Annotated in this window: 23 protein-coding genes; 10 read left to right on the top strand and 13 right to left on the bottom strand. The window is 72.7% G+C overall.

The window, feature by feature from the left end:
• Positions 1–131: 131 nt before the first annotated feature.
• Positions 132–1577 carry a protoporphyrinogen oxidase gene (hemG, locus tag IO24_RS0110970; RefSeq protein WP_031134470.1) on the top strand — a complete coding sequence of 482 codons (1446 nt, stop codon included), beginning with the start codon at positions 132–134 and terminating at the stop codon, positions 1575–1577.
• A 4-nt stretch (positions 1578–1581) separates the two neighbouring features.
• Positions 1582–2313 carry a hydrogen peroxide-dependent heme synthase gene (gene hemQ, locus IO24_RS0110965; RefSeq protein ID WP_031134468.1) on the top strand — a complete coding sequence of 244 codons (732 nt, stop codon included), beginning with the start codon at positions 1582–1584 and terminating at the stop codon, positions 2311–2313.
• Here the strand turns inward: hemQ and IO24_RS0110960 are convergent, their stop codons facing one another.
• Both IO24_RS0110960 and IO24_RS0110955 read right to left on the bottom strand, forming a co-directional pair.
• On the bottom strand, positions 2314–3918 hold the full coding sequence (locus tag IO24_RS0110960) for an alpha/beta hydrolase (RefSeq protein WP_031134466.1): 1605 nt from the start codon (positions 3916–3918) through the stop codon (positions 2314–2316).
• 114 nt (positions 3919–4032) lie between these two features.
• The gene (locus IO24_RS0110955; RefSeq protein WP_031134464.1) at positions 4033–4803 is read right to left on the bottom strand and encodes a TIGR04222 domain-containing membrane protein; all 771 of its coding nucleotides are present in this window, start codon (positions 4801–4803) and stop codon (positions 4033–4035) included.
• 278 nt (positions 4804–5081) lie between these two features.
• Here IO24_RS0110955 and IO24_RS0110950 point away from each other — a divergent pair, with 278 nt between their 5' ends.
• Genes IO24_RS0110950 through IO24_RS0110940 form a run of 3 tightly spaced genes read left to right on the top strand, consistent with a single transcriptional unit; the run spans position 5082 to position 9657 of the window.
• Entirely contained in the window at positions 5082–6548 is a 1467-nt protein-coding gene (locus IO24_RS0110950; RefSeq protein WP_031134462.1) for an aldehyde dehydrogenase family protein, read from the top strand.
• A gap of 38 nt (positions 6549–6586) precedes the next feature.
• Positions 6587–8158 (top strand): GMC family oxidoreductase, encoded by a 1572-nt coding sequence (locus tag IO24_RS0110945; protein ID WP_031134461.1) that lies wholly within the window; start codon positions 6587–6589, stop codon positions 8156–8158.
• Positions 8155–9657, top strand: coding sequence for an APC family permease (locus IO24_RS0110940; RefSeq protein WP_045296077.1), 1503 nt, complete (start codon positions 8155–8157; stop codon positions 9655–9657). Before IO24_RS0110945 ends, IO24_RS0110940 begins: the two co-directional genes overlap by 4 nt.
• A 14-nt stretch (positions 9658–9671) precedes the next feature.
• Here IO24_RS0110940 and IO24_RS0110935 read toward each other — a convergent pair whose 3' ends face one another.
• The gene (locus IO24_RS0110935; protein ID WP_031134457.1) at positions 9672–11234 is read right to left on the bottom strand and encodes an MbnB/TglH/ChrH family RiPP precursor modification enzyme; all 1563 of its coding nucleotides are present in this window, start codon (positions 11232–11234) and stop codon (positions 9672–9674) included.
• Between the two features lie 181 nt (positions 11235–11415).
• On the opposite strand from IO24_RS0110935, the gene IO24_RS0110930 reads away from it, so the two are divergent.
• Positions 11416–11988 carry a potassium channel family protein gene (locus tag IO24_RS0110930; RefSeq protein WP_031134455.1) on the top strand — a complete coding sequence of 191 codons (573 nt, stop codon included), beginning with the start codon at positions 11416–11418 and terminating at the stop codon, positions 11986–11988.
• A gap of 11 nt (positions 11989–11999) precedes the next feature.
• On the opposite strand, the gene IO24_RS0110925 is transcribed toward IO24_RS0110930, so the two are convergent.
• Positions 12000–12461 carry a DUF7144 family membrane protein gene (locus tag IO24_RS0110925; protein WP_031134453.1) on the bottom strand — a complete coding sequence of 154 codons (462 nt, stop codon included), beginning with the start codon at positions 12459–12461 and terminating at the stop codon, positions 12000–12002.
• Between the two features lie 69 nt (positions 12462–12530).
• Positions 12531–13292 (bottom strand): peptidyl-tRNA hydrolase, encoded by a 762-nt coding sequence (locus IO24_RS0110920; RefSeq protein ID WP_045296075.1) that lies wholly within the window; start codon positions 13290–13292, stop codon positions 12531–12533.
• A gap of 42 nt (positions 13293–13334) precedes the next feature.
• Between IO24_RS0110920 and IO24_RS0110915 the strand changes: the two genes are divergently transcribed.
• Together IO24_RS0110915 and IO24_RS0110910 are read left to right on the top strand one after the other, a co-directional pair.
• A complete protein-coding gene (locus tag IO24_RS0110915) occupies positions 13335–14201 on the top strand; it encodes an ABC transporter ATP-binding protein (protein ID WP_031134450.1) in 867 nt (288 codons plus the stop codon).
• Complete coding sequence (locus tag IO24_RS0110910) at positions 14198–14869, top strand: hypothetical protein (RefSeq protein ID WP_031134449.1); 672 nt, start codon at positions 14198–14200, stop codon at positions 14867–14869. The genes IO24_RS0110915 and IO24_RS0110910 overlap by 4 nt, the downstream gene beginning before the upstream one ends.
• On the opposite strand, the gene IO24_RS0110905 is transcribed toward IO24_RS0110910, so the two are convergent.
• Together IO24_RS0110905 and IO24_RS0110900 are read right to left on the bottom strand one after the other, a co-directional pair.
• Positions 14861–15040, bottom strand: coding sequence for a hypothetical protein (locus IO24_RS0110905; RefSeq protein ID WP_010034064.1), 180 nt, complete (start codon positions 15038–15040; stop codon positions 14861–14863). The genes IO24_RS0110910 and IO24_RS0110905 overlap by 9 nt on opposite strands.
• 28 nt (positions 15041–15068) lie before the next feature.
• The gene (locus tag IO24_RS0110900; RefSeq protein WP_031134445.1) at positions 15069–16586 is read right to left on the bottom strand and encodes an FAD-dependent oxidoreductase; all 1518 of its coding nucleotides are present in this window, start codon (positions 16584–16586) and stop codon (positions 15069–15071) included.
• An 85-nt stretch (positions 16587–16671) separates the two neighbouring features.
• Here IO24_RS0110900 and IO24_RS0110895 point away from each other — a divergent pair, with 85 nt between their 5' ends.
• Entirely contained in the window at positions 16672–17046 is a 375-nt protein-coding gene (locus tag IO24_RS0110895; RefSeq protein ID WP_031134443.1) for an ArsR/SmtB family transcription factor, read from the top strand.
• Complete coding sequence (locus IO24_RS0110890) at positions 17043–17528, top strand: SRPBCC family protein (RefSeq protein ID WP_031134441.1); 486 nt, start codon at positions 17043–17045, stop codon at positions 17526–17528. Before IO24_RS0110895 ends, IO24_RS0110890 begins: the two co-directional genes overlap by 4 nt.
• A gap of 9 nt (positions 17529–17537) precedes the next feature.
• Here the strand turns inward: IO24_RS0110890 and IO24_RS0110885 are convergent, their stop codons facing one another.
• From IO24_RS0110885 to zapE, 6 genes are all read right to left on the bottom strand, one after another.
• Positions 17538–18395: a PPK2 family polyphosphate kinase gene (locus IO24_RS0110885; protein WP_031134439.1), complete on the bottom strand. Its 858-nt coding sequence runs from the start codon at positions 18393–18395 to the stop codon at positions 17538–17540.
• Between the two features lie 85 nt (positions 18396–18480).
• Positions 18481–19863 (bottom strand): PhoX family protein, encoded by a 1383-nt coding sequence (locus IO24_RS0110880; RefSeq protein WP_031134437.1) that lies wholly within the window; start codon positions 19861–19863, stop codon positions 18481–18483.
• 90 nt (positions 19864–19953) lie between these two features.
• Complete coding sequence (locus IO24_RS0110875) at positions 19954–20916, bottom strand: slipin family protein (RefSeq protein ID WP_031134435.1); 963 nt, start codon at positions 20914–20916, stop codon at positions 19954–19956.
• 171 nt (positions 20917–21087) lie between these two features.
• Positions 21088–22572, bottom strand: coding sequence for a SulP family inorganic anion transporter (locus tag IO24_RS0110870; RefSeq protein ID WP_031134434.1), 1485 nt, complete (start codon positions 22570–22572; stop codon positions 21088–21090).
• Positions 22573–22580: 8 nt separating this feature from the next.
• Positions 22581–23162, bottom strand: coding sequence for a carbonic anhydrase (locus tag IO24_RS0110865; RefSeq protein ID WP_031134432.1), 582 nt, complete (start codon positions 23160–23162; stop codon positions 22581–22583).
• A gap of 708 nt (positions 23163–23870) precedes the next feature.
• Positions 23871–24938 carry a cell division protein ZapE gene (zapE, locus tag IO24_RS0110860; RefSeq protein ID WP_199808829.1) on the bottom strand — a complete coding sequence of 356 codons (1068 nt, stop codon included), beginning with the start codon at positions 24936–24938 and terminating at the stop codon, positions 23871–23873.
• Positions 24939–24943: the final 5 nt, after the last annotated feature.

The following is a 24943-nucleotide window of genomic DNA, read 5'->3' as shown; positions in this document are numbered from 1 at the left end:
CTGACGCTTCTTCGACGCCCGGGAGACGCCGGACGTTTGGCCCGGGACGGTTCCGATGCGGTCACGGTCGGGACTCGTGCAGGACACCGGGGCGCGGCGGCGCTGTCCGCGGGGTCTGAGAGGCTGGGGGCATGCGCGAAGTTCAAGGGCAGATCGTCGTCATCGGGGCGGGCATCGCGGGACTGGCCGCCGCGCACCGGCTGCTGGAGCGCGGGGCGCGGGTGACCGTGCTGGAGGCCTCCGGCCGGGTCGGCGGCAAGCTGCTGCCCGGGGAGATCGCGGGCGCCCGCGTGGACCTCGGCGCCGAGTCGATGCTGGCCCGCCGCCCTGAGGCGGTGGCGCTCGCGCGCGAGGTGGGTCTCGCCGACCGCCTCCAGCCTCCGGCCACGGCGACGGCCTCGCTCTGGACCCGCGGCACGCTGCGCCCCTTCCCCAAGGGGCATGTGATGGGCGTGCCCGGCACCGCGTCCGCCCTGGCCGGCGTGGTGTCCGAGGAGGGCCTCGCCCGCATCGAGCGGGACGCCGAGCTGCCCCGCACCGAGGTCGGCGACGACGTGGCGGTGGGGGAGTACGTGGCGGAGCGCCTCGGCCGCGAGGTCGTCGACCGCCTGCTGGAGCCCATGCTGGGCGGGGTGTACGCGGGCGACGCCTACCGTCTCTCCATGCGCTCGGCCGTCCCGCAGCTCTTCCAGGTGGCGCGGAGTCACACGTCCCTGACGGCAGGGGTGCGCGAGTTCCAGGCCAAGGCGGCCGCGGCCCGGCAGACCGGCCCGGTGTTCACGGGCATCCGGGGCGGCATCGGCACCCTGCCCCTCGCGGTGGCCGACTCGGTCCGGGCGCGCGGGGGCCGGATCCTCACCCGGACGCCGGTGACGGAGCTGCGCCGCACCCCCGAGGGCGGCTGGCGGGTCCGCTCCGGTGAGCGGGAGTTGCTCGCGGACGCCGTGGTCGTCGCCGCCCCCGCCCCCGTCGCCGCCCGGCTGCTGCGCGCCGAGACCCCCGGGGCCGCCGCCGAGCTCGACGGCGTCGAGTACGCCTCCATGGCCCTGGTCACCCTCGCCTACCGCCGCGCCGAGACGGACCTCCCGCAAGGCAGCGGCTTTCTCGTGCCGCCGGTCGACGGGCGCACCATCAAGGCGTCCACGTTCGCCTCGCAGAAGTGGGGCTGGATCGCCGACGAGAACCCGGACCTGGCCGTCCTGCGCACCTCCGTCGGGCGGTACGGCGAGACGGAGATCCTCCAGCGCGACGACAGCGAACTGGTCGAGGTGTCCCGGCAGGACCTGAAGGCGGCGACGGGCCTCGACGCCACGCCCGTCGCGACTCTCGTCACCCGCTGGGACGACGGCCTGCCCCAGTACCCCGTCGGCCACCACGCGCGCGTGGCCCGCATCCGCGAGCACATCGCCGTGCTGCCCGGCCTCGCCGTCTGCGGCGCCCCGTACGACGGCGTCGGCATCCCCGCCTGCATCGCGAGCGCGTACGCGGCCGCGGACCAGATCCAGGGGGACCTGCGCGGTGTGCAGCAGCTCACCGCCAACCCGGTGCAAAGCCTGCACGGCGGAGCAGGAGAATAAGGCCATGAGCAACGACGCCCCTACCCCCGAGTCCGGCAGGATCCCGAACAAGGGCAAGCTGGCCAAGGACCTGAACGAGGTCATCCGCTACACGCTCTGGTCCGTCTTCAAGCTGAAGGACGTCCTTCCCGAGGACCGCGCCGGGTACGCCGACGAGGTCCAGGAGCTGTTCGACCAGCTCGCCGCCAAGGACGTGACGATCCGCGGCACCTACGACGTCTCGGGCCTGCGCGCCGACGCCGACCTCATGATCTGGTGGCACGCGGAGACCAGCGACGCGCTGCAGGAGGCGTACAACCTCTTCCGGCGGACGAAGCTGGGCCGCGCCCTGGAACCCGTCTGGTCGAACATGGCGCTGCACCGCCCCGCCGAGTTCAACCGCGCGCACATCCCGGCGTTCCTCGCCGACGAGACGCCCCGCGACTACGTGAGCGTCTACCCCTTCGTGCGCTCCTACGACTGGTACCTGCTGCCCGACGAGGACCGCCGCCGCATGCTCGCCGACCACGGCAAGATGGCCCGCGGCTTCCCCGACGTGCGCGCCAACACCGTCGCCTCGTTCTCCCTGGGCGACTACGAGTGGATCCTCGCCTTCGAGGCCGACGAGCTGTACCGCATCGTCGACCTCATGCGTCACCTGCGTGCCTCGGAGGCCCGCCGGCACGTCCGCGAGGAAGTGCCGTTCTACACGGGCCGACGCAAGGACATCGCCGAGCTGGTCGCCGGCCTGGCCTGATCAGCGGATGCGCTCCGCGGCCCCGGCCCGGCCCGGGGCCGCCGGCTTCGGCTCGGCGTGCGGGGCGCACCGCGCGCTCCGTCCCGGCAGCCGGCCCTGAAGCAGATACGCCTCCATGTGCCCGTTGACGCAGGCGTTCGCCCCGCCCGCAAGACCGTGGGCCCCGGCGTCCCGCTCCGTCACCAGGACCGAGCCCGCGAGGCGGTCGCGGAGTTCGAGGGCGCCGTCGTACGGCGTGGCGGCGTCGCGCTCGGCGGCCAGGATCAGCGTCGGCGGCAGCTCGCCCGGCCCGGCGGCCACGTCGAGCGGCCGCTGCCGGGGCGCCTTCCAGTAGGCACATGGCAGGTTCATCCACACGTTGTCCCAGGTCTCGAAGGGCGCCACCCGCGCGAGGCGGGTGTTGTCCCGGTCCCACACCTTCCAGTCCGTGGGCCAGGGGGCGTCGTTGCACTCGACGGCCAGGTAGACCGCGCGTGAGTTCTCCGCCTCGGCCGCCGCTTCCGGGTGCTGCTCCGCCTGCTCGACCAGCGGACCGGGATCGCCCTTGAGGTACTTCGACAGCGCGTGCGCGCGGTGCGGCCACTGGTCGTCGTAGTACCCGGCCTGCAGGAACGCCCCCTGCAACTGCCCCGGCCCGACCTTCCCGCCCGCCGGCTCGGCGGCCAGCTTCGTACTCGCCCGCTCGTAGCTGCGCAGCACCTCCCGCGCGGTTCTGCCCAGCCCGTACACGTCGTCGTGCCGGGCGATCCACGCCCGGAAGTCCGCCCAGCGGCCCTCGAACGCCGCCGACTGGGCGAGGTTGTTGCGGTACCAGATCCGCGCGGGGTCGGGGTGGACCACCGAGTCGAACACCATCCGCCGTACGTGCGCGGGGAACAGCGTCGCGTACAGGGCCCCGAAGTACGTGCCGTACGACGACCCCATGAAGGTCAGCCGTTCCTCGCCGAGCGCGGCGCGCAGCACGTCGAGGTCGCGGGCGTTGTTCAGCGAGTGGTAGTGCCGCAGCGCGTCGCCCGACCGCTCGGCGCAGCCGCGCGCGTACGCCTTCGCCTGTGCGATGCGTTCCCGCTTGTACGCCTCCGAGGGGTGGGCCGGCGCCTGCGAGGGCCCCTTGAGGAACTGCTTCGGGTCCCTGCACGACAGCGGCGCCGAACGGCCGACTCCGCGCGGCGCGTAGCCGACGAGGTCGTAGGCGGCCGCGATCCGCTTCCACTCGGGAAGCAGGCCGACGAGGGGGAAGTACAGACCGGTGGCGCCCGGCCCGCCCGGGTTGTAGAGGAGGGCGCCCTGCCGGCGGACCGAGTCCTTGCCGTTCTGCGGGTTCTTCCGCGTGGCCCGGGCCCTGCTGACGGAGAGTTCGATCCGCTTGCCGTCCGGGTCGGCGTAGTCCAGCGGGACGCTCACCGTGCCGCACCGCATGCTGCCGGGCAGGTCCTGCGTGTCGGGGCACGGGCCGAAGTCGACACCGGCCGCTTTCGCGCGCGCGGCGGCCACGGCGGTGCCGCGCATCTCGGCCGACCCCGTCCGGTCCTCGGTGTCCGGCCCCCCGGTGAGGGTGCTCAGCAGCAAGGACCCGGCGGCCGAGTAGAGCAGGGCGGCTCTCATCGTGTGTCCCTTCGATGCACGGTGGCGACGAAAGGGATGTTTCGTTCGGCGACGGGGGAAGGCAAGCACCGACGGCCGGTGTCGGGCCCCGTGCCTCCTGTGCGCCCCCTACCGTCAGTCGTGCGACTCGCGGTGCGTGAACGCGGCGCGCAGCTCCGGTTCGCCGATCGCGCGGACGCCCCGCACGGCCACCGAGGTGAGGTACGTACGGTCGTCGGCGGCGCCGTCCGCGGTCCGGGTCAGCGCGCCGAGCAGCCGCTGGCCGGCCGGGGAGGCCCAGCGCGAGTACGGGTGGATCTCGACCCGCGCGACGGCCAGGCAGCTCAACGCCAGGGCGAGCGGCAGCGCGAACCACAGGGCGACCAGGTGCCGCGGCATGTCCGGCGGAACGGGCGTCAGCAGCGCGGTCACGCCCAGCCCGAGGACGGCGACGGCCGCCCCGCGCACCTGCCGGACAGCCGTCGCGACCGTCGTACGGGCGCTGTCCGGCACCGCGAGCCCCGCGCGCACCAGCCCCTCCGCGATCCCGCGCACCGCGTCCGCCGTCGCTGCCGTGGCCCGCACCGGCGCGATACGGGACTGCCCCTCGGGACCGATGGCCCCTATCACCGAGCGCTCCATCTCGTCCCGCCCGCGCGGGTCGACGACCGTCGCCCAGCCGGTGTGGGCCAGGAGCAGACGGCGCTGGCGGGCCATGGCGACCAGGGTCACGTCGGCGACCCGCCGGGGACCGCCGGAGAGGAACGCGGCCTCGTACAGCGTGAGTTCACGACCCCGGCCGGTGTCCGTGTGTACGGCTGCGGCGCGTACGGCGGCCAGGCACAGACGTGTGCACGCCGTGCCGGCCACGGCCCACGCCGCCAGCAGGAAAAGAACCCAGAGCATATGTTGTTTGTATGTGACACGGTCGCGGAAACACCATGCCTCGTTCACCATCCGGACGGAGTGTTGTCGGTATGTGACGTTCCGCTTCAGTCCGGGCCGGTCGCATGGTCCCTCCTGCTACGGCTCCGCCCGCCGGCCGGGCGACTAGCCCACCCGGGTCCTCTGGGCTGCCCGGACGCCGTCGCGGCGGTGTGCCCCGTGGCCGCCGCACGCCTGATGGGCCATGTTGCTGACCGTCGAGCCGATCGGGCTCCGGCGGACGCGAAGGAGGCCCCGCGGTGGGTGAGCTGTACATCGACGGTGAGTGGACGCAGGCGGCTGCCGGGGGCCGGCGCGAGGTCGTCAACCCCTACGACGCCTCGGTCGTCACCACCGTCGACGAGGCCGACGCCACCGACGTCGAACGCGCGGTGCGCGCCGCCCGGCGCGCCTTCGCCGAGGAGGACTGGGCAAACGCCCCCTCCCGCCGCCGGGCCGACCTCCTGCTGCGCGTCCACGACCTGCTGTTGCGCGACCGGGAGGACATCGCCCGCACCGAGACGCTCGACACCGGCAAGACGCTCACCGAGGCCCGGATCGACGTGGAGGACGTGGCGAACGCCTTCCGCTACTACGCCGAACTCGCCGGCAAGGACGGCGGCCGGGTCGTCGACGTCGGCCCGGACGTCCTCAGCCGCGTCGTCTACCAGCCGATCGGCGTGTGCGCGCTCATCGCCCCCTGGAACTACCCGCTGCTCCAGGCCTCCTGGAAGGTCGCCCCCGCCCTGGCCGCCGGCAACACCTTCGTCCTCAAGCCCAGCGAGACCACCCCGCTCACCACCATCGCCATGATCCGGCTCATCGAGGAGGCCGGCGCACCGCCCGGCGTCGCCAACCTGGTGCTGGGCTCCGGCGCGACCGTCGGCGCGGCTCTGACCGGCCACCCCGACGTCGACCTGGTCTCCTTCACCGGCGGTCTGAACACCGGACGGGCCATCATGGCCAGCGCCGCCGAGGGGCCGCGGAACATCGCCCTCGAACTGGGTGGCAAGAACCCCAACATCGTCTTCGCGGACGCCGACTTCGACGCCGCCGTCGACTACGCCCTCGACGCCGCGTTCCTGCACTCCGGGCAGGTCTGCTCGGCCGGTTCGCGCCTGCTCGTCGAGGACTCACTGCACGACCGTTTCGTCGAGGCCTACGCCGAGCGGGCCCGGGCGATCAGGCTCGGCAACGGCCTGGAGGAGGGCACCGAAAGCGGCCCGCTCAGCTCCGCCGAGCACCGCGAGAAGGTCGAGGGCTACATCGCCCTCGGCAAGGAGGAGGGCGCCCGGCTCGTCACCGGAGGCACCCGCCCCGACGACGACGCCCTGAGCCGCGGCTTCTTCCTGCTGCCGACGATCTTCGCCGACTGCGACCGGTCCATGCGCATCGTCCAGGAGGAGGTCTTCGGCCCGGTCGTCACCGTCGAGCGCTTCCGCGGCGAGGACGAGGCGGTGGAACTGGCCAACGACACCCGCTACGGCCTCGCCGGCGGTGTGTGGACCTCCGACGCGAGCCGCGCCCAGCGCGTCGCCCAGCGGCTGCGGCACGGCACCGTGTGGATCAACGACTTCCACCCCTACGTACCGCAGGCCGAGTGGGGCGGCTTCGGCCGCTCCGGCGTCGGACGCGAGCTCGGCCCGACGGGACTGCGCGAGTACCAGGAGGCCAAGCACATCTACCAGAACCTGGCCCCCGCCCCCTCTGGCTGGTTCAAGGGCTGACCCGCACGCCGCATCGCACCACCCATGAAAGGCACGGCATGGCCACCACTCCCGCGCACGGCGCCGAGTCCGCCTACGACTACGTCATCGTCGGCGGCGGCACCGCCGGCTGCGTGCTCGCCGCCCGGCTGAGCGAGGACCCCGACTGCCGCGTCTGCGTGATCGAGGGCGGCCCCAGCGACGTCGGCGACGAGCGCATCCTGCGCCTGCGCAACTGGATCAACCTGCTCGGCTCGGAGTTCGACTACGGCTACACCACCGTCGAGCAGCCGCGCGGCAACTCCCACATCCTGCACTCACGGGCCCGCGTCCTCGGCGGCTGCTCCTCGCACAACACGCTGATCAGCTTCCTGCCGCTGCCGCAGGACCTCGACGACTGGGTGGGCCACGGCTGCTCCGGCTGGGACCCGGCGACGATCCTGCCCTACCGCGACCGGCTGCTCACGCGGATCGTCCCGGTGGCCGAGGCCGACCGCAATCCCATCGCCCAGGACTTCGTCACCGCGGCCTCCCACGCCCTCGGCGTCCCCGTCGTCGACGACTTCAACGCCGAACCCTTCGCCGACGGCACCGGCTTCTTCTCGCTGGCCTACCAGCCGGAGGGCAACCTGCGCTCCTCCGCGTCCGTCGCCTACCTCCACCCGGTGCTGGACCGGCCCAACCTCACGCTGCTGCTGGAGACCTGGGCCCACCGGCTGCTCACCGACGAGTCGGGACGGCTGACCCGGGTCGTCGTCCGGGGTGCCGACGGCGGACCCGCCACGGTCCGTGCCGAGCGCGAACTCCTGCTGTGTGCCGGAGCCATCGACACCCCGCGGCTGCTGATGCTCTCCGGCATCGGCCCGGCCTACGACCTGCGCAAGCTGGGCATCGACGCACGGGCCGACCTGCCCGGCGTGGGCGAGAACCTGCTGGACCACCCCGAGTCCGTGATCGTCTGGGAGACCGACGGCCCGCTGCCGCCCAACTCCGCGATGGACTCCGACGCCGGACTGTTCCTGCGCCGAGACCAGGGCCAGCCGCGCCCCGACCTGATGTTCCACTTCTACCAGGTGCCGTTCACCGTCAACACCGAACGCCTGGGCTACCCCGTGCCGCAGCACGGGGTGTGCATGACGCCGAACGTGCCGCGTGCCCGGTCCACCGGCCGCATGTGGCTGCGCAGCGCCGACCCCGCCGAGCACCCCGCCCTGGACTTCCGGTATTTCACCGACCCGGAGGGGCACGACGAGCGCACCATCGTGGACGGTCTGAGGATCGCCCGCGAGGTCGCCGCCACCGCCCCGTTGCGCGACTGGCTCGTCCGCGAGGTCGCGCCCGGCCCGGACGTCGTCTCCGACGCCGACCTGTCGGAGTACGGCCGCCGCGTGGCGCACACCGTCTACCACCCCGCGGGCACCTGCCGCATGGGAGCCCCGGACGATCCGCTGGCCGTCTGCGACCCCGAGTTGAGACTGCGCGGCTTCGAGGGCGTGCGGATCGTCGACGCGTCGGTGTTCCCGACGATGCCCACGATCAACCCCATGGTGACCGTCCTGCTCACGGCCGAGCGCGCCGCCGACCTGATCAGCGGCCGCACGCCGGCCGCGGAACGCAGGGCCGGACAGTGACCGCCGCACAGCCTCCCGCACCGGCCGCCGGCACCCCGGGAGGGGAGCCCGGCTCGGAGTTCCGCAAGGACATGGGCCCCTGGGCCAACTTCGCCCTCGGCTTCACCTACCTCTCCCCGGTGGTGGGCACCTACACCCTCTTCGGCATCGCGATCGCCGACGGCGGACCGCCGATGATCTGGGCGTTCCTGGTCGCCGGCTGCGGCCAGTTCCTCGTCGCGCTGATCTTCGGCGAGATCGTCGCCCAGTACCCGATCGCGGGCGGTGTCTACCCCTGGGCCCGGCGGCTGTGGGGCAAGCGCTGGGCGTGGATGACCGGCTGGGTGTACATGTGGGCGCTGCTGGTGACCATCACCTCCGTCGCCTACGGCGCCGGCCCCTACATCGCCATCCTCTTCGGCTTCAGAGCCACCGTGCACACCACCGTGCTGTGCACCGCCGTGCTCATCGTGGTCGCCATCCTCATCAACTACCTGGGCACCAAGGCGTTGTCGGTGGCGGCGCTCATCGGTTTCGCCGGCGAGCTCATCGGCGCCCTCGTCGTCGGCGTCTACCTGCTGGCCACCCACCGTCACCAGGGCCTCGGCGTCATCTTCGACACCTACGGCACCGGGGGAGGCGGCTCCTACCTGCCGGCGTTCCTGGCAGCCGCCATCATCGGCCTCTACCAGTACTACGGCTTCGAGGCGTGCGGCGACACCGCCGAGGAGGTCGCCCACCCGGGCCGGGTCATCCCCCGCGCGATGCGCCGCACCATCTACATCGGCGGCGCGGCGGCCACGTTCACCTGTATGTCGCTGCTGCTGTCGGTCACGGACTTCAACGCGATCATCTCGGGCGAGCAGGCCGACCCGGTGGTGGACGTGCTGTACGACGCCATGGGCGAGACCGGGGCCAGGCTGGTGATGGCCGTGGTGCTGATCTCCTTCCTGTCCTGCACGATCAGCCTCCAGGCCGCGGCCGGGCGGCTCATCTACTCCTACGCCCGGGACGAGATGATCGTCGGACACCGGCTGCTGCGGCGGTTCGCCCACGCCCGTGCGGTGCCGAGCTGGGCGCTGTTCGTGTCCGCGGCGGTGCCGCTGCTCATCGCCTTCGCCTCACTGCTCTCCGAGGACGCCCTCACCAACATCGTCTCGTTCGCCATCCTCGGCATCTACGGCTCGTTCCAGATGGTGGTCCTGGCCGCGCTGCGCGCCCGGCTCAAGGGCTGGAAACCAGCGGGGGAGTTCACCCTGGGCCGCTGGGGCCTCACGGTGAACATCGCCGCACTGGCCTACGGCATCCTCGCCATCATCAACATCTGCTGGGCCCGCACTCCGGAGAAGTCCTGGTGGGAGAACTGGATCGTCCTGCTGTGCGGCGCCGTGGTGGTGGGGACGGGCCTGATCTACATGTTCACGACGCACCACTACGGCCGGGGCGAGGCTCTGGCGGGCGACGCGGTACCGGAGAAGCGGGCCGCTGCCTCCGGCGGGCCGGGCTCGCGGCGCGAGTGAGATGCGGGGGCCCCTCAACGCCGCAGCAGGACCTTGCGCGTGGCGCGAGCGAGTCGGTGGACCGGGCGCCGGGAGCGCGGGGAGGGCCCCGACCGCTCCAGCCACCACTCCCGTAGTTCCCGCCGCGCCTGCGCGTCCCCGGGGCGCCCGGCGGACAGCAGGTGCTCGGCGAAGGTGAGGGCGTCGCGCCGGTAGCCGGCGGTCATCGGCTGGGTCTGGGCGTAGCCGAGGAACGCGGGGCGGTAGTCCTCTCCGAGGATCACCGGCAGCTCGGGCGCGACCTTCGCCACGACGTCCGCCCGCTTCGCGGCGAGTGCCCGCGCCTGTACACCGACCCGCGCCCGGTCGAACCCCTCGGGCACGGGTGTCCCCGCGACCAGCGCCGACAGCAGCGCGGCCTGCGCCAGCCCGAGCCGCTGCCGGGCGCCGTCGACGCCCGATGGGTGGGGCAGGCCGAAGGCGCCCCGTGTCGCCTCGACCGCCCCGGTCTCATCCCCTGCCCCGGCGCCCGCCTCCGCGAGCGGCTCGCCCGCGATGCGCCGGGTCTCTTCCTGCCGTCCGGTGCCGTCCGGTTGGGCGCCCCGGGGCTCGGCCGGCCGCTCGGTGGCGGCTCGCGCCGGTGGCTTGGCGCGCCGCTCTGTCCCGGGCCCGCCGTCGGGTACGTCACGGGCCGCTCGTTCGGCCGGCCCGGCCTCCGCCCGTCGTGTGGCCGCGCCCAGCGTCGAGCGGAACTCCGCCTTCACACGTTCGACGGCCCCCGCCTCCAGCGCCCGGCGGATCGCGGTGAGCTCGCTCTCCAGTTCCGCCGGTTCCGGGAAGTTCTCGTCCCGTTCCAGGAGCACACCCGGGGGGCGGACGCGGGAGGCGAGGTCCGTGAGGATGTCGATGACCGGCCGGGAGACGGGGTGGGCGTGGCTGTCGTGCCACACGCCGTCGCGTTCGAAGCCGCCGGCGACGTGGACGTAGGCGATGGCCTCCAGGGGCAGCTCGGCGAGCGCCTTGGCCGGGTCCTCGCCGCGGTTGACGTGGTTGGTGTGCAGGTTGGCCACGTCGATGAGGAGGCGGACGCCCGTGCGGTCGGCGAGGTCGTACAGGAACTGGCCCTCCGTCATGTCCTCGCCGGGCCAGCAGATCAGCGCGGCGATGTTCTCGACGGCCAGCGGCACCGGCAGGGAATCCTGCGCGATGCGCACGTTCTCGCACAGGACGTCCAGGGCGTCCCGGGTGCGGGGGACGGGCAGCAGGTGGCCCGCCTCCAGGCGCGGGGACGCGGTCAGCGACCCGCCGGCCCGTACGAACGCGATGTGTTCGGTGACCAGCGGGGAGCCGAGCGTCTGCACGCGCTCGGCCAGTGCGGCCAGCCGGCCCGCGTCGGGCCGGTCCGCGCCCCCGAGGCCGAGCGAGACGCCGTGCGGCACCACGGTGATGCCGCGTTCGCGCAGCCGCCGCAGCGAGTCGGGCAGGTGCCCGGGGCAGATGTTCTCGGCCACCGCCTCGACCCAGTCGATCCCCGGCATCCGCTCCACGGCGTCCGCGATCTCAGGTCGCCACCCGATGCCCGTCCCCAGTCGCTCCATCGTCCCCTCCTCCACCCGGCCCGTTCCTCGAACGTGAGGGGGGTATGGCCCAGCCATCGGCCCCCGAACCCCGCACCGCCCGCCTTCAGAGCAACATTTGAGGTTCGGCGCCCCGCTCCTCCGCGCCACCGACGGAGGCGCAAGGATCGCGCCGCCCCCCGATACGCCGTAGACCGGAGCTATGCCCGAAGGCAGCGAGCAGCCGCAGCGCCCCGCGCGCAAGCGGGAACCGGAGTCCGGGGAGGCCGCCGTCCGACGGCTGCGGATCGGGGCCGGAGCCTTGCTCCTGGCAGTCGGCACGGCCTACTTCCTGCTGCCGCTGGAGGGGCTCGGCGCCGACCGTCCCTGGCTGGGCTGGCCGCTGTTCGTGCTGTGCCTGGCACTCGTCGCCGCGCTGCTGCTGCGCCACGTGCGCGACATCGTGCTGGAGAAGCCCCGGGCCCGGTCGGGCATCATGATCTCGCTGCTGATGTGCCTGGCCGTGCTGGTCTTCTCGTCCGGCTACTACGCGCTCGCCCAGCAGCCGGGCCAGTTCACCGGCCTGCGCACCCGGATCGACGCGCTGTACTTCACCGTCGTCACGCTCGCGACCGTCGGCTACGGCGACATCACTCCGCGCGGGCAGGAGGCCCGGCTGGTGGCCGTCGCTCAGATCCTGTACACGTTCGTCTTCCTCACGGCGGCGGCCACCGCGCTGTCGCGGCGGATGCACGCGGTGGTCGCGGAGCGCGAGCGGCGCCCCCCGCCGTCCTGACCGGGGCCGCCCTACACCGGGCGGGAGGAGCGGTAGTTGAACACCGACCAGAGGACGAACAGACCGGTCACGATCATGATGATCGACCAGAACGGCTGGTACGGCAGCCAGAGGAAGTTCGCGATCAGCGCCAGGCCGACCACGACCGCGCTCACGACCCGCGCCCAGGCGGCTCCGACGAACAGACCGAGCCCGGCCGCCACCACGAGCACACCGACGATCACGTGGATCCAGCCCCACGCGGTCAGGTCGAACTCGAAGGAGTACTGGCCGAAGCTCGTGTACACCTCGTCCCCGGCGATCGCCGCGATGCCCTGGAGCACCGCGAAGAGACCGTAGACGACCATCAGGATGCCGCCGAGAGCGAGACCCCCGGCCGCCCACGGGTCACCGGAGCCGCCCGGGCCGGGGCCGCCGGGTGTCCGGTCGTCGGAGGCGGGCGGGGCGGGCGGAGGGGGCGCGGCGCTGGTCATGGCTGCCTCCTGGATCGGGTCGACTGGTAACCCCACTGGAGCACTCGTCCGCGACCGGCGCGCCTGCGGCTACTCCGAACGGGTGGACGCCGGCCCGCCCGCCCCGTGCGGCTCACGGCGCAGCGCCGGGTGGTCCGCGACCACCGTGCACGAGCCGGGCGCGATCTCCGTGAACCCCGCGTCGCGGACCAACGGCAGCCCGATGCTCGTCAGTTCGGACCAGCGGGCCGGGTCGGCCGTCCGGACGGCCAGCGGGAAGCCCGCGTCGTGCCAGGCGGTCCGCTCCTCGTCGGACAGCTCCCACCAGGCCAGTTGGGCGGCGTGTCCCGCCTGGGCCATCGCCTTGCCGGCCGACATGCCGAGGTCCGGGTTCAGCCACAGCACGGGAGCGGCCGGGTCCGCGTCCACCGGCGGCTCCGGGTCGTCCAGGTCGGTGCCGGACACCTGGAGCCTGGCCAGGTCCTTGGGCCAGCCGTTCAGCGGGACGGGCGGGAAGACCCGCACCTCGGCCGACTTGCCGGTGATCGTGATGCCGTCCAGCGCCTCGGCCCGCCGCCACTCGGCGCCGCGTGCCCGCCGCACCACCTTGCGGATCCGGGCGTCCTGCCAGTCCCGCACCGCCTCGGCCCACTCGCCCTCGCCGGCCGACCGCTCGTCGGCCAGGACCGTCAGCACGGCCCGCGCGGCCGTCTCCAGCGCGTCCGTGCGCGCCGGCGGCTCCGCCTTCTCGATCCGCACGACGAGCGGCAGCACGAACTGCGGTGCCTCGTCGCGCGCCGAGGGCTCGGACCGGAAGGGACTGTCACTCACGGGCGTCGGGTCTTCGCTCACGAATCCCAGTGTGCCAGCCGGAAGATCGTGCAGGATGGCCGCATGCGACCCGACCTGTGCCTCCGGAACGCGGGCCGCCGCTACGGTCTGCGCGGCCCCTGGGTGCTGCGCGGTGTCGACCTGGCGGTGGCCCCGGGCCGGCTCGTCCGCGTCGAGGGCGCCAACGGCAGCGGCAAGTCCACGCTGCTGCGGCTGCTCGCCGGCATCGACGCGCCGAGCGAGGGCCGTGTCACCGGCCGGCCGCGCACGGCGTACGTCCCCGAGCGGTTCCCGCCGGCCCTGCCCTTCACCGCTGCCGGATACCTCACCCATCTCGGCACCGTGCACGGCCTGCCCCGGGCGGCGGCCGCCCGGGCCGCCGGGGAGTGGCTGGAGCGACTCGGTGCCGCCGCGTACGCCGAGACGCCGATGGCCCGGCTGTCGAAGGGCAGCAGCCAGAAGGTCGCGGTCGCCCAGGCCCTGCTGGCGGAGCCCGAACTCCTGGTGCTGGACGAGGCGTGGACCGGCCTGGACACCGAGGCGCGCGCCGAGTTGGAGCGCGCGGTCGCCGAACGCACGGCGGCGGGCGGATCCGTGGTCTTCGTCGACCACGACCCGAGCCGCCTCGCGGGCCTGCCCGACGCGACGTACGCGGTGCGCGGCACAGGCCTCGTCGAGAGCGCGTCGCCCGAGCCGGGCCCGTCCGGCCCCCAGGTCACCGCCGACGTACAGGGCCCGCCGGACGGACGGCTCCCCGACGACGTGCGACGGATGGTCACCACGGCCGACGAGACCGCCCCGGGCAGCTACCGCCTCACCGTCCCCGCCCCGCACTCCGACATCCTGCTGCGCACCCTGCTGACGGCCCGTCCGCCCTGGCACGTGGTGAGCGTGTCCCCGCAGGCGACGGCTTCGGGGAGGCAGGGATGACCGCCCTGATGCGCTACCACGCCGCCCTGTTGCTGCGTTCGCAGCGCTGGCTGCCGCCGTTCCTGCTGTACGCGGCCTTCCTCGCCATCAGCATCCAGGCCGGGCAGCCCGTGCTCGACTCGCTCGGCTACACGGCCGCCGCGCTGCTGCCCGTCGCCGCCTGGCTGGCGCGGATCTGCGTCACAGGCGAACCCGACGCGGCACGCGGCTGCGTGGCGGCGGCCGCCGGGCCCGCGCGGGCTCATACGGCCTGTCTGCTGGTGGCCCTGGCCGGCGCGGCGGCGCTCGGCACACTCGCGACCCTCGCCGTGACGCTGCTCAGCGACCCCGTCGCCTCCGACCACCGCACCCGCGTGCCGCTCGCCCCGGCCTGCGGGGCCGGGCTGCTCGCCGCGCTGGCCTGCGCCCTGCTCGGCACGGCCGTCGGCGCGCTCACCAGCCGGCCCCTGCTGCGGTCGCCGGGCCGTGCCGTCCTGGCCCTGCTGCTCGCGGCGCTGCTGTCCCTGGTGGCCACCGGCTCACCGGCGCAGGCGGCCGTGCAGGGCCTGGTCACCGGCTCGCAGAAGGGCACCGTCCCGCTGCCGCTGCTGCCCCTGGCCGCGGCGGCCCTGATCGCTGCCGCGGCGCTGGCCCTGGCCGGTGCGCTGGCCTCCCGCAGATCACCCTGAGCAGGCGGTGCGCTGCGCCTCCTGCCACTCGCAGACGGGGCAGAGCGTGATGCCCTTGTACGACTCGGGATACTCCGTCGGCTCCCGGCACAGCACGCACTCCGCGTACGGCGGCCCGTCCGCCCGGGGCGGCCTGGTCGCGTCGATCAGGCAGTAGTCGTCCTCGCTCATACGTCCAGCGTAGGTCCGGGGCGAGTACTCAGAGGTCCCGCTGCTCCAGCGGCTTGGTCGCCGGGCCCTGGATCACCTTGCCGTCCGTGTCGAAACGGGAGCCGTGGCAGGGGCACTCCCAGGCGCGCTCGGCGGCGTTGAAGTCGACCAGGCAGCCCAGGTGGGTGCAGCGGGCGGAGACGGCGTGGAGCCCGCCGTCGTCGTCCCGGTAGACCGCGAGGCGGTTGCCGTCGGCCCGGACCACGGCGCCCTCGCCGGGCGGCAGGGACTCCACGGGCGGCGAAGGCCGCAGCCGGTCGCCCACGAAGTGGCCGGCGACCTTGGCCTGGGTCTTGAGGAACGTCGGCGCCTCACGCAGCGCGGGCTTCAGCCGGCGCGGGTCGTACAGCCCGCTCCACTCGCACTCCTCGCCCGTGATCTGCGCGGTCAGCAGCCGGCCCGCCATGATGCCGCCGGTCATGCCCCAGCCGCCGAAGCCGGTGGCCACATAGGCGTGCCGGGCACCGTGGTGCAGCGGGCCGACCATCGGCACGGTGTCCGTGGGTTCGGTGTCCTGGGTGGCCCAGCGGTGGGTGACCTCCAGGTCCGGGAAGTGGCCGGTGGCCCAGGCGGTGAGGCGTTCGAAACGGGCCCGCGGGTCGCCCGTGCCCGGCGTGAAGTGCTCACCGGTGACGATGAGCAGCCGCCGATCGCCCTCGTAGGGCGCGGTGCGCACCGAGCGGGTGTCCTCTTCGGGCGTGATGAACATGCCGTCCGGGTCCTGGTCAGCGGGGATCGTCCCGGCGACGACCAACTCGCGGCGCGTGGACAGGCGGGCGAACAGCAGGGCCCGGTCGAAGATCGGGTAGTGCGTCGCGACGACGACGTCCCGCGCCCGGACCGTCGCCCCGGTCGTGGTCGACAGCCTGCACGGCTCGCCCTCGTCCAGGCCGAGGACGGTGGTGTCCTCGTAGATCCGCCCGCCGCGTTCGACCAGGTCGGCGGCGAGGGCCAGCAGGTACTTGCGCGGATGGAACTGGGCCTGCCCGGTGACCTGGACCGCGCCCGCCACCGGGAACGGCAGCCCGGTCTCCGTCACGAACGAGGCGGGCAGCCCGGCCTCGGCCGCGGCCCGTGCCTCGGCGCGCAGTTCCTCCACGCGGCCCGTGTCGCGGGCGTAGGTGTAGGCGCTCCTCGTCTCCCACTCGCAGTCGACGCCCAGCTCCCCGGCGATCCGGGCCGCGTGCTCGATCGCCTCGGACTGGGAACGCGCGTACAGGCGCGCGCCCTCGGGGCCGCGGGTGCGCCGCAGCCGGTCGTAGACGAGCGTGTGCAGGGCGGTGACCTTGGCCGTGGTGTGCCCGGTGACGCCGGCCGCGACCCGCCCGGCCTCCAGCACGGCCACGCTCCGCCCGGCCCGCGTCAGCTCCCACGCCGTGCACAGCCCGGCGATCCCGGCACCGATCACCGCCACGTCGACGGCCAGGTCCTCCGTGAGCGCCGGGTGGCGGCCGTCCGGTGCCGTCTCGAGCCAGTACGAGCTGCTGACCTGCTGCTTCTCGCTCATAGCCCGCCGAGTACCCCCGTCCGTCCGCTTCAGTGTCGGGCGGGTCGCTTTACAGAAGAGGCGGGCAGGGCTAACGTACAACCAAATGGTTGTAGATGAGCTGGACGACGAGACGGTGGACCGGCTGTTCCACGCACTGGCCGACACCACGCGCCGGGACATACTGCGCCGCTGCGTGCGCCGGGAGCTGTCCGTGTCCCGGCTCGCCGAGGCCTACCCGATGAGCTTCGCCGCGGTGCAGAAGCACGTCGCGGTGCTGGAGCGGGCGGGTCTGGTCACCAAGCAGCGCAGCGGACGGGAGCAGCTCGTGCGCACCGACCCCGACGCGGTGGGCCGCGCTCGCCAGGCCCTGGACGAACTCGAGTCGGCGTGGCGCGGGCGGGTGGACCGGATGGCCCGGCTGCTCGCCGAGGACCCCGGAACCGAAGAGAACGACACGACGGAAGGACCCGAGCGATGAGTGTCACCAGTGTCGACAAAGACCTCGACAACCTCACCCTCACCCTGGTCGCCGACTTCGCCGCCCCGGTCGAGCGGGTGTGGCGGCTGTGGGCCGACCCCCGGCAGCTGGAGCGCTGGTGGGGCCCGCCGACCTACCCGGCGACCGTGGAGGAGCACGACCTGACGCCCGGGGGAGAGGTCACCTACTTCATGACCGGTCCGGAGGGCGACCGGCACCGCGGCTGGTGGCGGATCACCTCGGTCAGCGAACCGACGGCCCTGGAGTTCACCGACGGCTTCGCCGACGACGACGGCAAGCCCAAGGACGACATGCCGACCATGTCCGTGACGGTGCGGCTCAGCGAGCACGGCGGCGGCACCCGGATGGAGATGCGCTCGCTGTTCGACTCCCGTGAGCAGATGGAGCAGCTGGTCACCATGGGCATGGAGGAGGGCCTGAAGGAGGCCGTCGGCCAGATCGACGCCCTGCTCGCGGCCTGAGCGGACGGATCAGGGCTGCTCCAGCAGCCGCTTCCGGAACTCCTCCACATCGAAGTCCGCCTCCGGATACCGCGGTTCCAGCTCCTCGAAGTGCTCCAGGAGCAGCGTGCTGACCGCCCAGTTGCGATACCACTTGTGGTCGGCAGGGATCAGGTACCAGGGCGCGTGCGAGGTGCCGCAGCGCTCCAGGGCGATCTCGTAGGCCTCCTGGAACGCGGGCCACAGGGCGCGATCGGCGATGTCGGATGCCGCGAGCTTCCAGTGCTTCTCCGGCTTGTCGATGCGCTTGAGGAGCCGACGGCGCTGCTCGTCGTAGGAGAGGTGCAGAAAGCACTTGATCAAGGTCACGCCGTCGTCGGCGAGGGACCGCTCGAAGCGGTTGATCTGCTCGTAGCGCCGGGCGATCTCGGTGGCGGGCGCGAGTTCCCGGACGCGGGCGATCAGCACGTCCTCGTAGTGGGAGCGGTCGAAGATGCCCAGTTCACCGCGGACGGGGAGCGCCTGCTCCACTCGCCACAGGAAGGGGTGCGCGCGCTCCTCGGCGGTGGGCGCCTTGAACGCGGTGATGCGGCAGCCGGACGGGTTGAGCAGGCCGATGACGTGTTTGACCGTGCCGCCCTTGCCGCTGGTGTCCATGCCTTGCAGGACCAGCAGCAGGCGACGCCGGTCGCCCTTGGTGCTCGCCGCCCAGAGCTGTTCCTGGAGGACGGCCAGCCGCTCGCCGAGCAGGGCCGTGGCGGCCTTTCCCGCGGCCTTGCCGTCCGGGCCGGCGGGGGTGGCGGCCGCGTCGTACCGGGTCAGGTCGACCGGCTCACCGGTGGGGAGGCGCAGCCGCTCCCGCAGCGAGGTGCTGTCCTTGTGAGTCACCGGGCCCCCTTGCGGTCCTGTGCCTCCATGGTCCGGCGGGGCGCCGGGCTTCGCACCCGGCGCCCCGGTCGGGAGCTGAGCGCTGCTACCGGCGCCAGGGGCCCGTCACCGCGAACGTGGTGCCGGGCGCGTAGCAGTTGACGTACATCGTGTCGCCGTCCGGGGAGAAGGTCACCCCGGCGAACTCACCCCACTCGGGCTCCTCCGGGGTGCCGATGTTCTGCCCGTTGCGGGCCATCGCGTAGACCTGGCCGCGCCTGGTGACACCGTAGACGTGCTGGGCGCCGTTGCCGTCCTCGCAGACCATGAGGCCGCCGCTGGGCGCCAGGCAGATGTTGTCCGGCGACTCGCCCGGCAGCTGCACATCGGTGTCGGGGCCGAAGACGATCACCAGGGTGAGCCGGCGGCGCTCCGGGTCGTAGCGCCAGACCTGCCCGAAGTGGTCGGCGGCCGAACCGTCCGACCGGTGCGCGAAGGACGACACGAAGTACACCGAACGGCCGCCCCAGTAGCAGCCCTCCAGCTTCTGCGCGTGCGTGATGCCCTTGCGGCCGAAGTCCTGGAACCGGATCGGCGTCTGCGCGGCCTGCGGGTCCGGTACGTCCACCCACTCGATGTGGTCGAACTCGGCGCCGATGTCCTGGATGGAGGACAGGTCGGGGACACCGGGAACGCGCATGGCCTGGAGCCGGCCGCCCGCGCGCAGCGAACCCCTGCCGCCCAGCGGCCGGTCCGGCAGGAAGCGGTAGAAGAGGCCGAAGGGCTTCTCGAAGGCGTCCTCCGTCTCGTACACCACGCCCCGCCGGGGGTCGACGGCGATCGCCTCGTGCGCGAAGCGGCCCATCGCGGTCAGCGGCACGGCCCCGGTGCGGTGCGGGTCGGCCGGGTCGACCTCGAAGATGAAGCCGTGGTCTTTGGTGTAGCCGTTGGTGCCGGCCTTGTCCTCGGTCTCCTCGCAGGTCAGCCAGGTGTCCCAAGGGGTGGGGCCGCCCGCGCAGTTCACGGCCGTGCCGGCGATCGCGACGCGTTCCGACTGGACCCGGTTGCGGGAGTCCAGCGTCAGCGCCGTACAACCGCCCTTGCCGGTTGGGTCGTAGGTGAGGCCCTCGACGGTCGGGACCGGCACCTTGCCGTTGGCGCGGTTCTCGTGGTTGCGGACCAGGTGGACACGGCCGCCTCTGCCCGGGAAGGCCGACATGCCGTCGTGGTTGGAGGGGACCTTGCCCTCGCCGGAGCGGAGTTCGTCTCCCTCGCGGGAGAGGATCCGGTAGTGGAACCCTTCCGGCAGGTCGAGGATGCCCTTCGGGTCGGGGAGGAGCGGGCCGTAGCCGGTGCGGCCGAGGCCCTGTGCGGCGGCGGTGCCGGCGAAGAGTTCGGACAGGGCACCGGAGAACGCGATCCCGACGCCCAGGGCGCCCGTTCCGGCGAGCACCTGACGTCGTGTGGCGGAGCGACCGGATTCGGTCATGGGGAAACCTTCCTGCTGGCGGACAGGAACTGTGATCCCGCTGTGTCTATCACCTGGTGCGGGCAGCGGGAACCACGCGCGTAGCGCGGGTCACTGCTCGACGGCGCGCCGCAGCTCCGCCAAGGCCTCTTCGGCCTGCTCCGTGCGGTCGACGGCGCCCTCCGCGATCTCCGCGGGATCCGTGGTCTGCGCGTGTCCCGCGATCTCCGCGGCGTCCGCGCTCGGCGCCTGTTCCGCGACCGCGATCTCCGCGGCGTCCGTGGTCTCCGCCTGTCCCGCGCTCCTCGCGGGGGGCTGCGCGCCCCGCTCCAGGAATCGCAGGAGTTCCACCGGAATGGGCAGGACGAGCGTGGAGTTCTTCTCCGCCGCCACCGCCATGACGGTCTGCAGCAGCCGGAGCTGGAGGGCCGAGGGCGTGTCGGCCATCTGCTGGGCGGCCTGGGACAGCTTCTTGGAGGCCTGGTACTCGGCGTCGGCGTTGATCAGCCGGGCCCGCCGCTCCCGGTCGGCCTCGGCCTGGCGGGCCATGGAGCGCTTCATGGTGTCCGGCAGGGAGACGTCCTTGATCTCCACGCGGTCGATCGTCACACCCCACTCCACGGCCGGGCTGTCGATCATCAGCTCCAGGCCCTGGTTGAGCTTCTCCCGGTTGGACAGCAGGTCGTCCAGCTCGCTCTTGCCGATGATCGAGCGCAGCGAGGTCTGGGCCATCTGCGAGACGGCGAAGCGGTAGTCCTCGACGTTCACGATCGCGGCCGCCGGGTCCACCACCTTGAAGTACACCACCGCGTCGACCCGCACGGTCACGTTGTCGCGGGTGATGCCCTCCTGGGCGGGGATCGGCATGGTCACGATCTGCAGGTTGACCTTGCGCATCCGGTCCACCGCGGGGACGACGAGGTTGAACCCGGGTCGCCGCACGTCCCCGTGCAGGCGCCCGAGCCGGAAGACGACCCCGCGCTCGTACTGCTTGACGACCCGTGCCGCGGAGGCCACGTACACCAGCGCACCGGCCCCGACCGCGGCCACCACACCGACCAGCTCTTCGACCATGCCGACCTCCCCGTGCAGAGGTCCGAATCCGTCTGTTTATGTAACGATATGCCCGAACCGGGGCAGGGGGCCATGCCCTGGGATCCGGGACGGCGCCAGGGCGGACACGCGTGGTCCGGGGCGCGCTGGGTGCGCGCCCCGGACCAGGGCTCGGGTGAACCGGTCAGGCGGCTATGCGGCGGTGACCTTCTCCGCCTCGGCCTTCTCGGGCTCCGTGACCTTCACCGGCTCCGTGCCGGTCGCGCTGTGGCGTGCGGCCCAGTTCTCCAGGGCCGTGCGGCAGGCGTGGTCGAGGTGGTGCAGGCCTGAGAGGTCCAGCACGACCGGGCGGTCCTGCGGCAGGCTCTCCAGGCTGTCGAGGATCTTCGGCAGCCGCAGGAAGGTGGCGTTGCCGGACAGGTACGCCTGGATCGGGCCGGCGCCCTTGTCTATGATCTCCAGCTTGATGTGCGAGGCCTCCCAGGCGGTCTTGACGACCGACAGGGCCAGACCGATGAGCACGCCTTCGAACATGTTCACCGCGACGATCGACACGGCGGTGACGACGAGGATGAGCGCCTCGCCCCGGTGCTCCTTCCACAGCGGCACGATCTTGGCGAACGGGATCAGCTTCCAGCCCGCGTGGACCAGGATGCCGGCGAGGGCGGGCAGCGGGATCAGCGCCAGCGTGGCCGGCAGCAGCGCGGCGAACAGCAGCAGCCACACGCCGTGCATCACCCGGGACGCCTTGGTCTTGGCGCCAGCGCTGACGTTGGCGGAGCTGCGGACGATGACCGCGGTCATCGGCAGCGCGCCGAGCACACCGCAGATCGTGTTGCCCGCGCCCTGCGCCATCAGCTCCTTGTCGTACTGGGTGCGGGGGCCGTCGTGCAGCCGGTCCACGGCGGCGGCGCTGAACAGGCTCTCGGCGGAGGCGATCAGGGTGAAGGCGATGATCGTGCCGATGATGCCGACGCCCACGCCGCCGAAGGTGTCCAGGCCGGGCGGCTGGATGGAGCCCAGCAGGCCCTTCACCTCGACGGTGGCGACCGGCAGGTCGAACACGGCGGTGGCCGCGATCGCGAGGATCACCGCGGCGAGCGCGCCGGGCACGGCCTGCGCCTTCTTCGGCAGCTTCTTCCACAGCACCATCACCGCGATGGTGGCCGCGCCGAGCGCGAGGGACGTGAGCGCCGCCGTGCTGCCGGCCGCGTCGACGGCGGCGCCGGGCAGGCCCAGGATCTTGTCGATGCCGGAGGCGGGTGCCTTCAGCCCGGCCGTCGCGTACAGCTGGCCGGCTATGAGCACCAGACCGATTCCGGCCAGCATGCCCTCGACGACCGAGACCGATATCGCGCGGAACCAGCGGCCGAGCTTCAACGCGCCCATGACCAGCTGGAGCAGACCGGCGGCCAGCACGATGATGCCGAGCGCGGGCAGTCCGTACTCCTGGACCGCCTCGAAGACGAGCACGGTCAGACCGGCGGCCGGCCCGGACACCTGCAGGCTGCTGCCCGGCAGGAGTCCGGTGACGAGGCCGCCCACGATGCCGGTGATCAGGCCGAGTTCGGCCGGGACACCGGAGGCGACGGCCACACCCACGCACAGCGGGAGCGCGACCAGGAACACGACGAGTGAGGCGGTGAAGTCCTGCCTGAGGTAAGGGAACTTGGTCATGTGTTCCCTCACAGCTTCTCGAAGAAGTCGGTGTCCGCGCGGTGTTCGAGCACGGTTCCGGTGTGCACCTCGTAGAACCAGGCGCGCAGGCCGAGCCGGCCCTCGGCCAGCCGGCGTTCGACGCAGGGGTACGACCGCAGTCGCAGCACCTGGGTGAGGGCGTGGTTCTGGACGGCCTCGGTGACCGTAGGGTCGGCCGGGTCCGAGCACTCGGGCTGGTCGGCGGCGCGCGCGAGCCAGTCGCGCACGGCCGGTACGGCGGCGAGGTCGTCGCCGCGTACCACCGCGCCCACGGCGCCGCAGTGCGAGTGGCCGCAGACCACGATCTCCTTGACGCCGAGGACCTCCACGGCGTACTCGATCGTGGCCGCCTCCGATGTGGGGTGCTCGAAGGAGTGCGGGGGAACGACGTTGCCCGCGGTGCGCAGCTCGAAGAGCTCGCCGGGACGGGCGCCCGTGATCAGGGCCGGTACGACCCTGGAGTCGGAGCAGGTGATGAACAGGACGTCGGGGGACTGGCCCTCGGCGAGGTGAGCGAACTCCTCAGGGCGCTGTCCGAAGCTGCGGGCGTTGTCGATGAGGGGTTGCATGAGTGTGGTGACTCCTCCTGGCGCGCGTGGGGGCGCGTCGGACGGGCATGACAGGGGGTGGGGGGGGAACCGCACTGCTGCTCAGCAGCGAAAGACCTGCAGTGCTGCCGGGGTGTGCGACGCCGAGGATCTCGACGTGCGCTGATGTGCGGCGCCGGGTCTGACCGGTTCGGGTGCCGTCGGCTGGGTGTGCCGCTGCAGCGGCCGCTCGGGCGCCGATGGCGCCGAGTCGGCGGTGTGGGAACGGTCGCGGGTCCGCAGGGGACCGGTCGGGTCCCCGTGGTGTCCGGCGCGGCAGGTGGCCGTCTCGTCGCGCAGAGCCTTCCCGGGGGACTTGTGTCCGGGGCGCGAGGACTTTCCGGAGGGCTTGGTTCCGGGCTGAGCGTTGGCCTTGACTTGACCATGTGTATACGCGGATGCGAAGGACGCGGTCGGTGCGAAGAACTGGAGGGCGAGCAGGGCGGCCGCGAGGATCGAAACCACGGTCCGTGCCGTCGTGCCTCGGTACATGCGCCCCCCTTCAGATGCCTCGCCCGTCTAGCGCGGGCCAATACTTGGTCAATGGCTGGTCAAGAAACACGTTAACCCTGCAAGGTCGTTTGCAGGGTTAACTTAACGTTTCAAGCTGAAGAGAGCCTGAAAACCGTGCGTGGGATGGCTTGAACGAGCCCTTACCCACGGGCGGTTGGTGCGGTATTGGGGTTGTGGTTAGCGGGCGTCCACCAGTTTGCCCGCGTCGCGGGCGAGGGCCGTGAGCCGGGAGATGGCCCGGAAGTACTTCTTGCGGTAGCCGCCGTTCAGCATCTCGTCGCTGAACAGCTGGTCGAAGGGCAGGCCCGAGGCCAGCACGGGCACCTCGCGGTCGTAGAGACGGTCCGCGAGGACCACGAGCCTGAGGGCCGTCGACTGGTCGGGAACCGGCCGCACACCGGTGAGGCACACGGCCCTGATCCCGTCGGTCAGAGCGCCGTACCGGCTGGGGTGGACCCGGGCCAGATGCTCCAGGAGGGGCGAGAACGCGTCGAGTGAGGCGCCCTCGGTGGCGTGCGCCGCGCCGGTCACCTGTTCGTCGGAATACGGGGGCGGCGCCTCCGGCAGACCGCGGTGGCGGTAGTCCTCGCCGTCGATGCGCAGGGCCCGGAAGCGGGCCGACAGGCCCTGGATCTCGCGCAGGAAGTCGGCCGCGGCGAACCGGCCCTCGCCGAGCTTGCCGGGCAGCGTGTTGGAGGTGGCGGCGAGCGCCACGCCCGCGTCGACCAGCTTGCCGAGCAGGGTGGAGACGAGGACGGTGTCGCCCGGGTCGTCGAGCTCGAACTCGTCGATGCACAGCAGGCGGTGGCCGGACAGTGTCCGGACGGTCTGCTGGAATCCGAGGGCGCCGACCAGGTTGGTCAGCTCCACGAACGTGCCGAACGCCTTCAGCGCGGGCTCGGCCGGGGTGGCATGCCACAGGGACGCCAGCAGGTGGGTCTTGCCGACGCCGTAGCCGCCGTCGAGGTAGACGCCGCGCGGGCCGGCCGGGGCCTTCTTCGGCGCCTTGCCGAAACCGAACAGCCGCCGTTTGCCGGACCCTGCGGCCGCTCCCGAGTCGAGGCCCGCCGCGAAACCCTCCAGGACCCGGACGGCCTCCGTCTGGCTGGGCTGGTTCGGGTCGGGGATGTACGTGCTGAAGCGGACGGAGTCGAACCGCGGCGGCGGCACCATCTCGGCGACCAGGCGATCCGCGGGCACGTGCGGCTCACGGGCGCACAGGGACAGCGGGGCCGGGTCGGTCATGGGGC

This window comes from Streptomyces flavovariabilis, assembly GCF_000725785.1.
GTDB classification, from domain to species: domain Bacteria; phylum Actinomycetota; class Actinomycetes; order Streptomycetales; family Streptomycetaceae; genus Streptomyces; species Streptomyces hawaiiensis.
The sequence above is the reverse complement of the archived record's forward strand: the minus strand, read 5'-3'. Positions and strand labels throughout refer to the sequence as shown.

Excerpts from the sequence above, each read along its gene's own strand:
- hemG (WP_031134470.1), top strand. The coding sequence starts at position 132 with ATGCGCGAAGTTCAAGGGCAGATCGTCGTCATCGGGGCGGGCATCGCG.
- hemQ (WP_031134468.1), top strand. The coding sequence starts at position 1,582 with ATGAGCAACGACGCCCCTACCCCCGAGTCCGGCAGGATCCCGAACAAG.
- IO24_RS0110960 (WP_031134466.1), bottom strand. The coding sequence starts at position 3,918 with ATGAGAGCCGCCCTGCTCTACTCGGCCGCCGGGTCCTTGCTGCTGAGC.
- IO24_RS0110955 (WP_031134464.1), bottom strand. The coding sequence starts at position 4,803 with ATGCTCTGGGTTCTTTTCCTGCTGGCGGCGTGGGCCGTGGCCGGCACG.
- IO24_RS0110945 (WP_031134461.1), top strand. The coding sequence starts at position 6,587 with ATGGCCACCACTCCCGCGCACGGCGCCGAGTCCGCCTACGACTACGTC.
- IO24_RS0110935 (WP_031134457.1), bottom strand. The coding sequence starts at position 11,234 with ATGGAGCGACTGGGGACGGGCATCGGGTGGCGACCTGAGATCGCGGAC.
- IO24_RS0110930 (WP_031134455.1), top strand. The coding sequence starts at position 11,416 with ATGCCCGAAGGCAGCGAGCAGCCGCAGCGCCCCGCGCGCAAGCGGGAA.
- IO24_RS0110925 (WP_031134453.1), bottom strand. The coding sequence starts at position 12,461 with ATGACCAGCGCCGCGCCCCCTCCGCCCGCCCCGCCCGCCTCCGACGAC.
- IO24_RS0110915 (WP_031134450.1), top strand. The coding sequence starts at position 13,335 with ATGCGACCCGACCTGTGCCTCCGGAACGCGGGCCGCCGCTACGGTCTG.
- IO24_RS0110910 (WP_031134449.1), top strand. The coding sequence starts at position 14,198 with ATGACCGCCCTGATGCGCTACCACGCCGCCCTGTTGCTGCGTTCGCAG.
- IO24_RS0110905 (WP_010034064.1), bottom strand. The coding sequence starts at position 15,040 with ATGAGCGAGGACGACTACTGCCTGATCGACGCGACCAGGCCGCCCCGG.
- IO24_RS0110900 (WP_031134445.1), bottom strand. The coding sequence starts at position 16,586 with ATGAGCGAGAAGCAGCAGGTCAGCAGCTCGTACTGGCTCGAGACGGCA.
- IO24_RS0110895 (WP_031134443.1), top strand. The coding sequence starts at position 16,672 with ATGGTTGTAGATGAGCTGGACGACGAGACGGTGGACCGGCTGTTCCAC.
- IO24_RS0110890 (WP_031134441.1), top strand. The coding sequence starts at position 17,043 with ATGAGTGTCACCAGTGTCGACAAAGACCTCGACAACCTCACCCTCACC.
- IO24_RS0110880 (WP_031134437.1), bottom strand. The coding sequence starts at position 19,863 with ATGACCGAATCCGGTCGCTCCGCCACACGACGTCAGGTGCTCGCCGGA.
- IO24_RS0110875 (WP_031134435.1), bottom strand. The coding sequence starts at position 20,916 with ATGGTCGAAGAGCTGGTCGGTGTGGTGGCCGCGGTCGGGGCCGGTGCG.
- IO24_RS0110870 (WP_031134434.1), bottom strand. The coding sequence starts at position 22,572 with ATGACCAAGTTCCCTTACCTCAGGCAGGACTTCACCGCCTCACTCGTC.
- IO24_RS0110865 (WP_031134432.1), bottom strand. The coding sequence starts at position 23,162 with ATGCAACCCCTCATCGACAACGCCCGCAGCTTCGGACAGCGCCCTGAG.
- zapE (WP_199808829.1), bottom strand. The coding sequence starts at position 24,938 with ATGACCGACCCGGCCCCGCTGTCCCTGTGCGCCCGTGAGCCGCACGTG.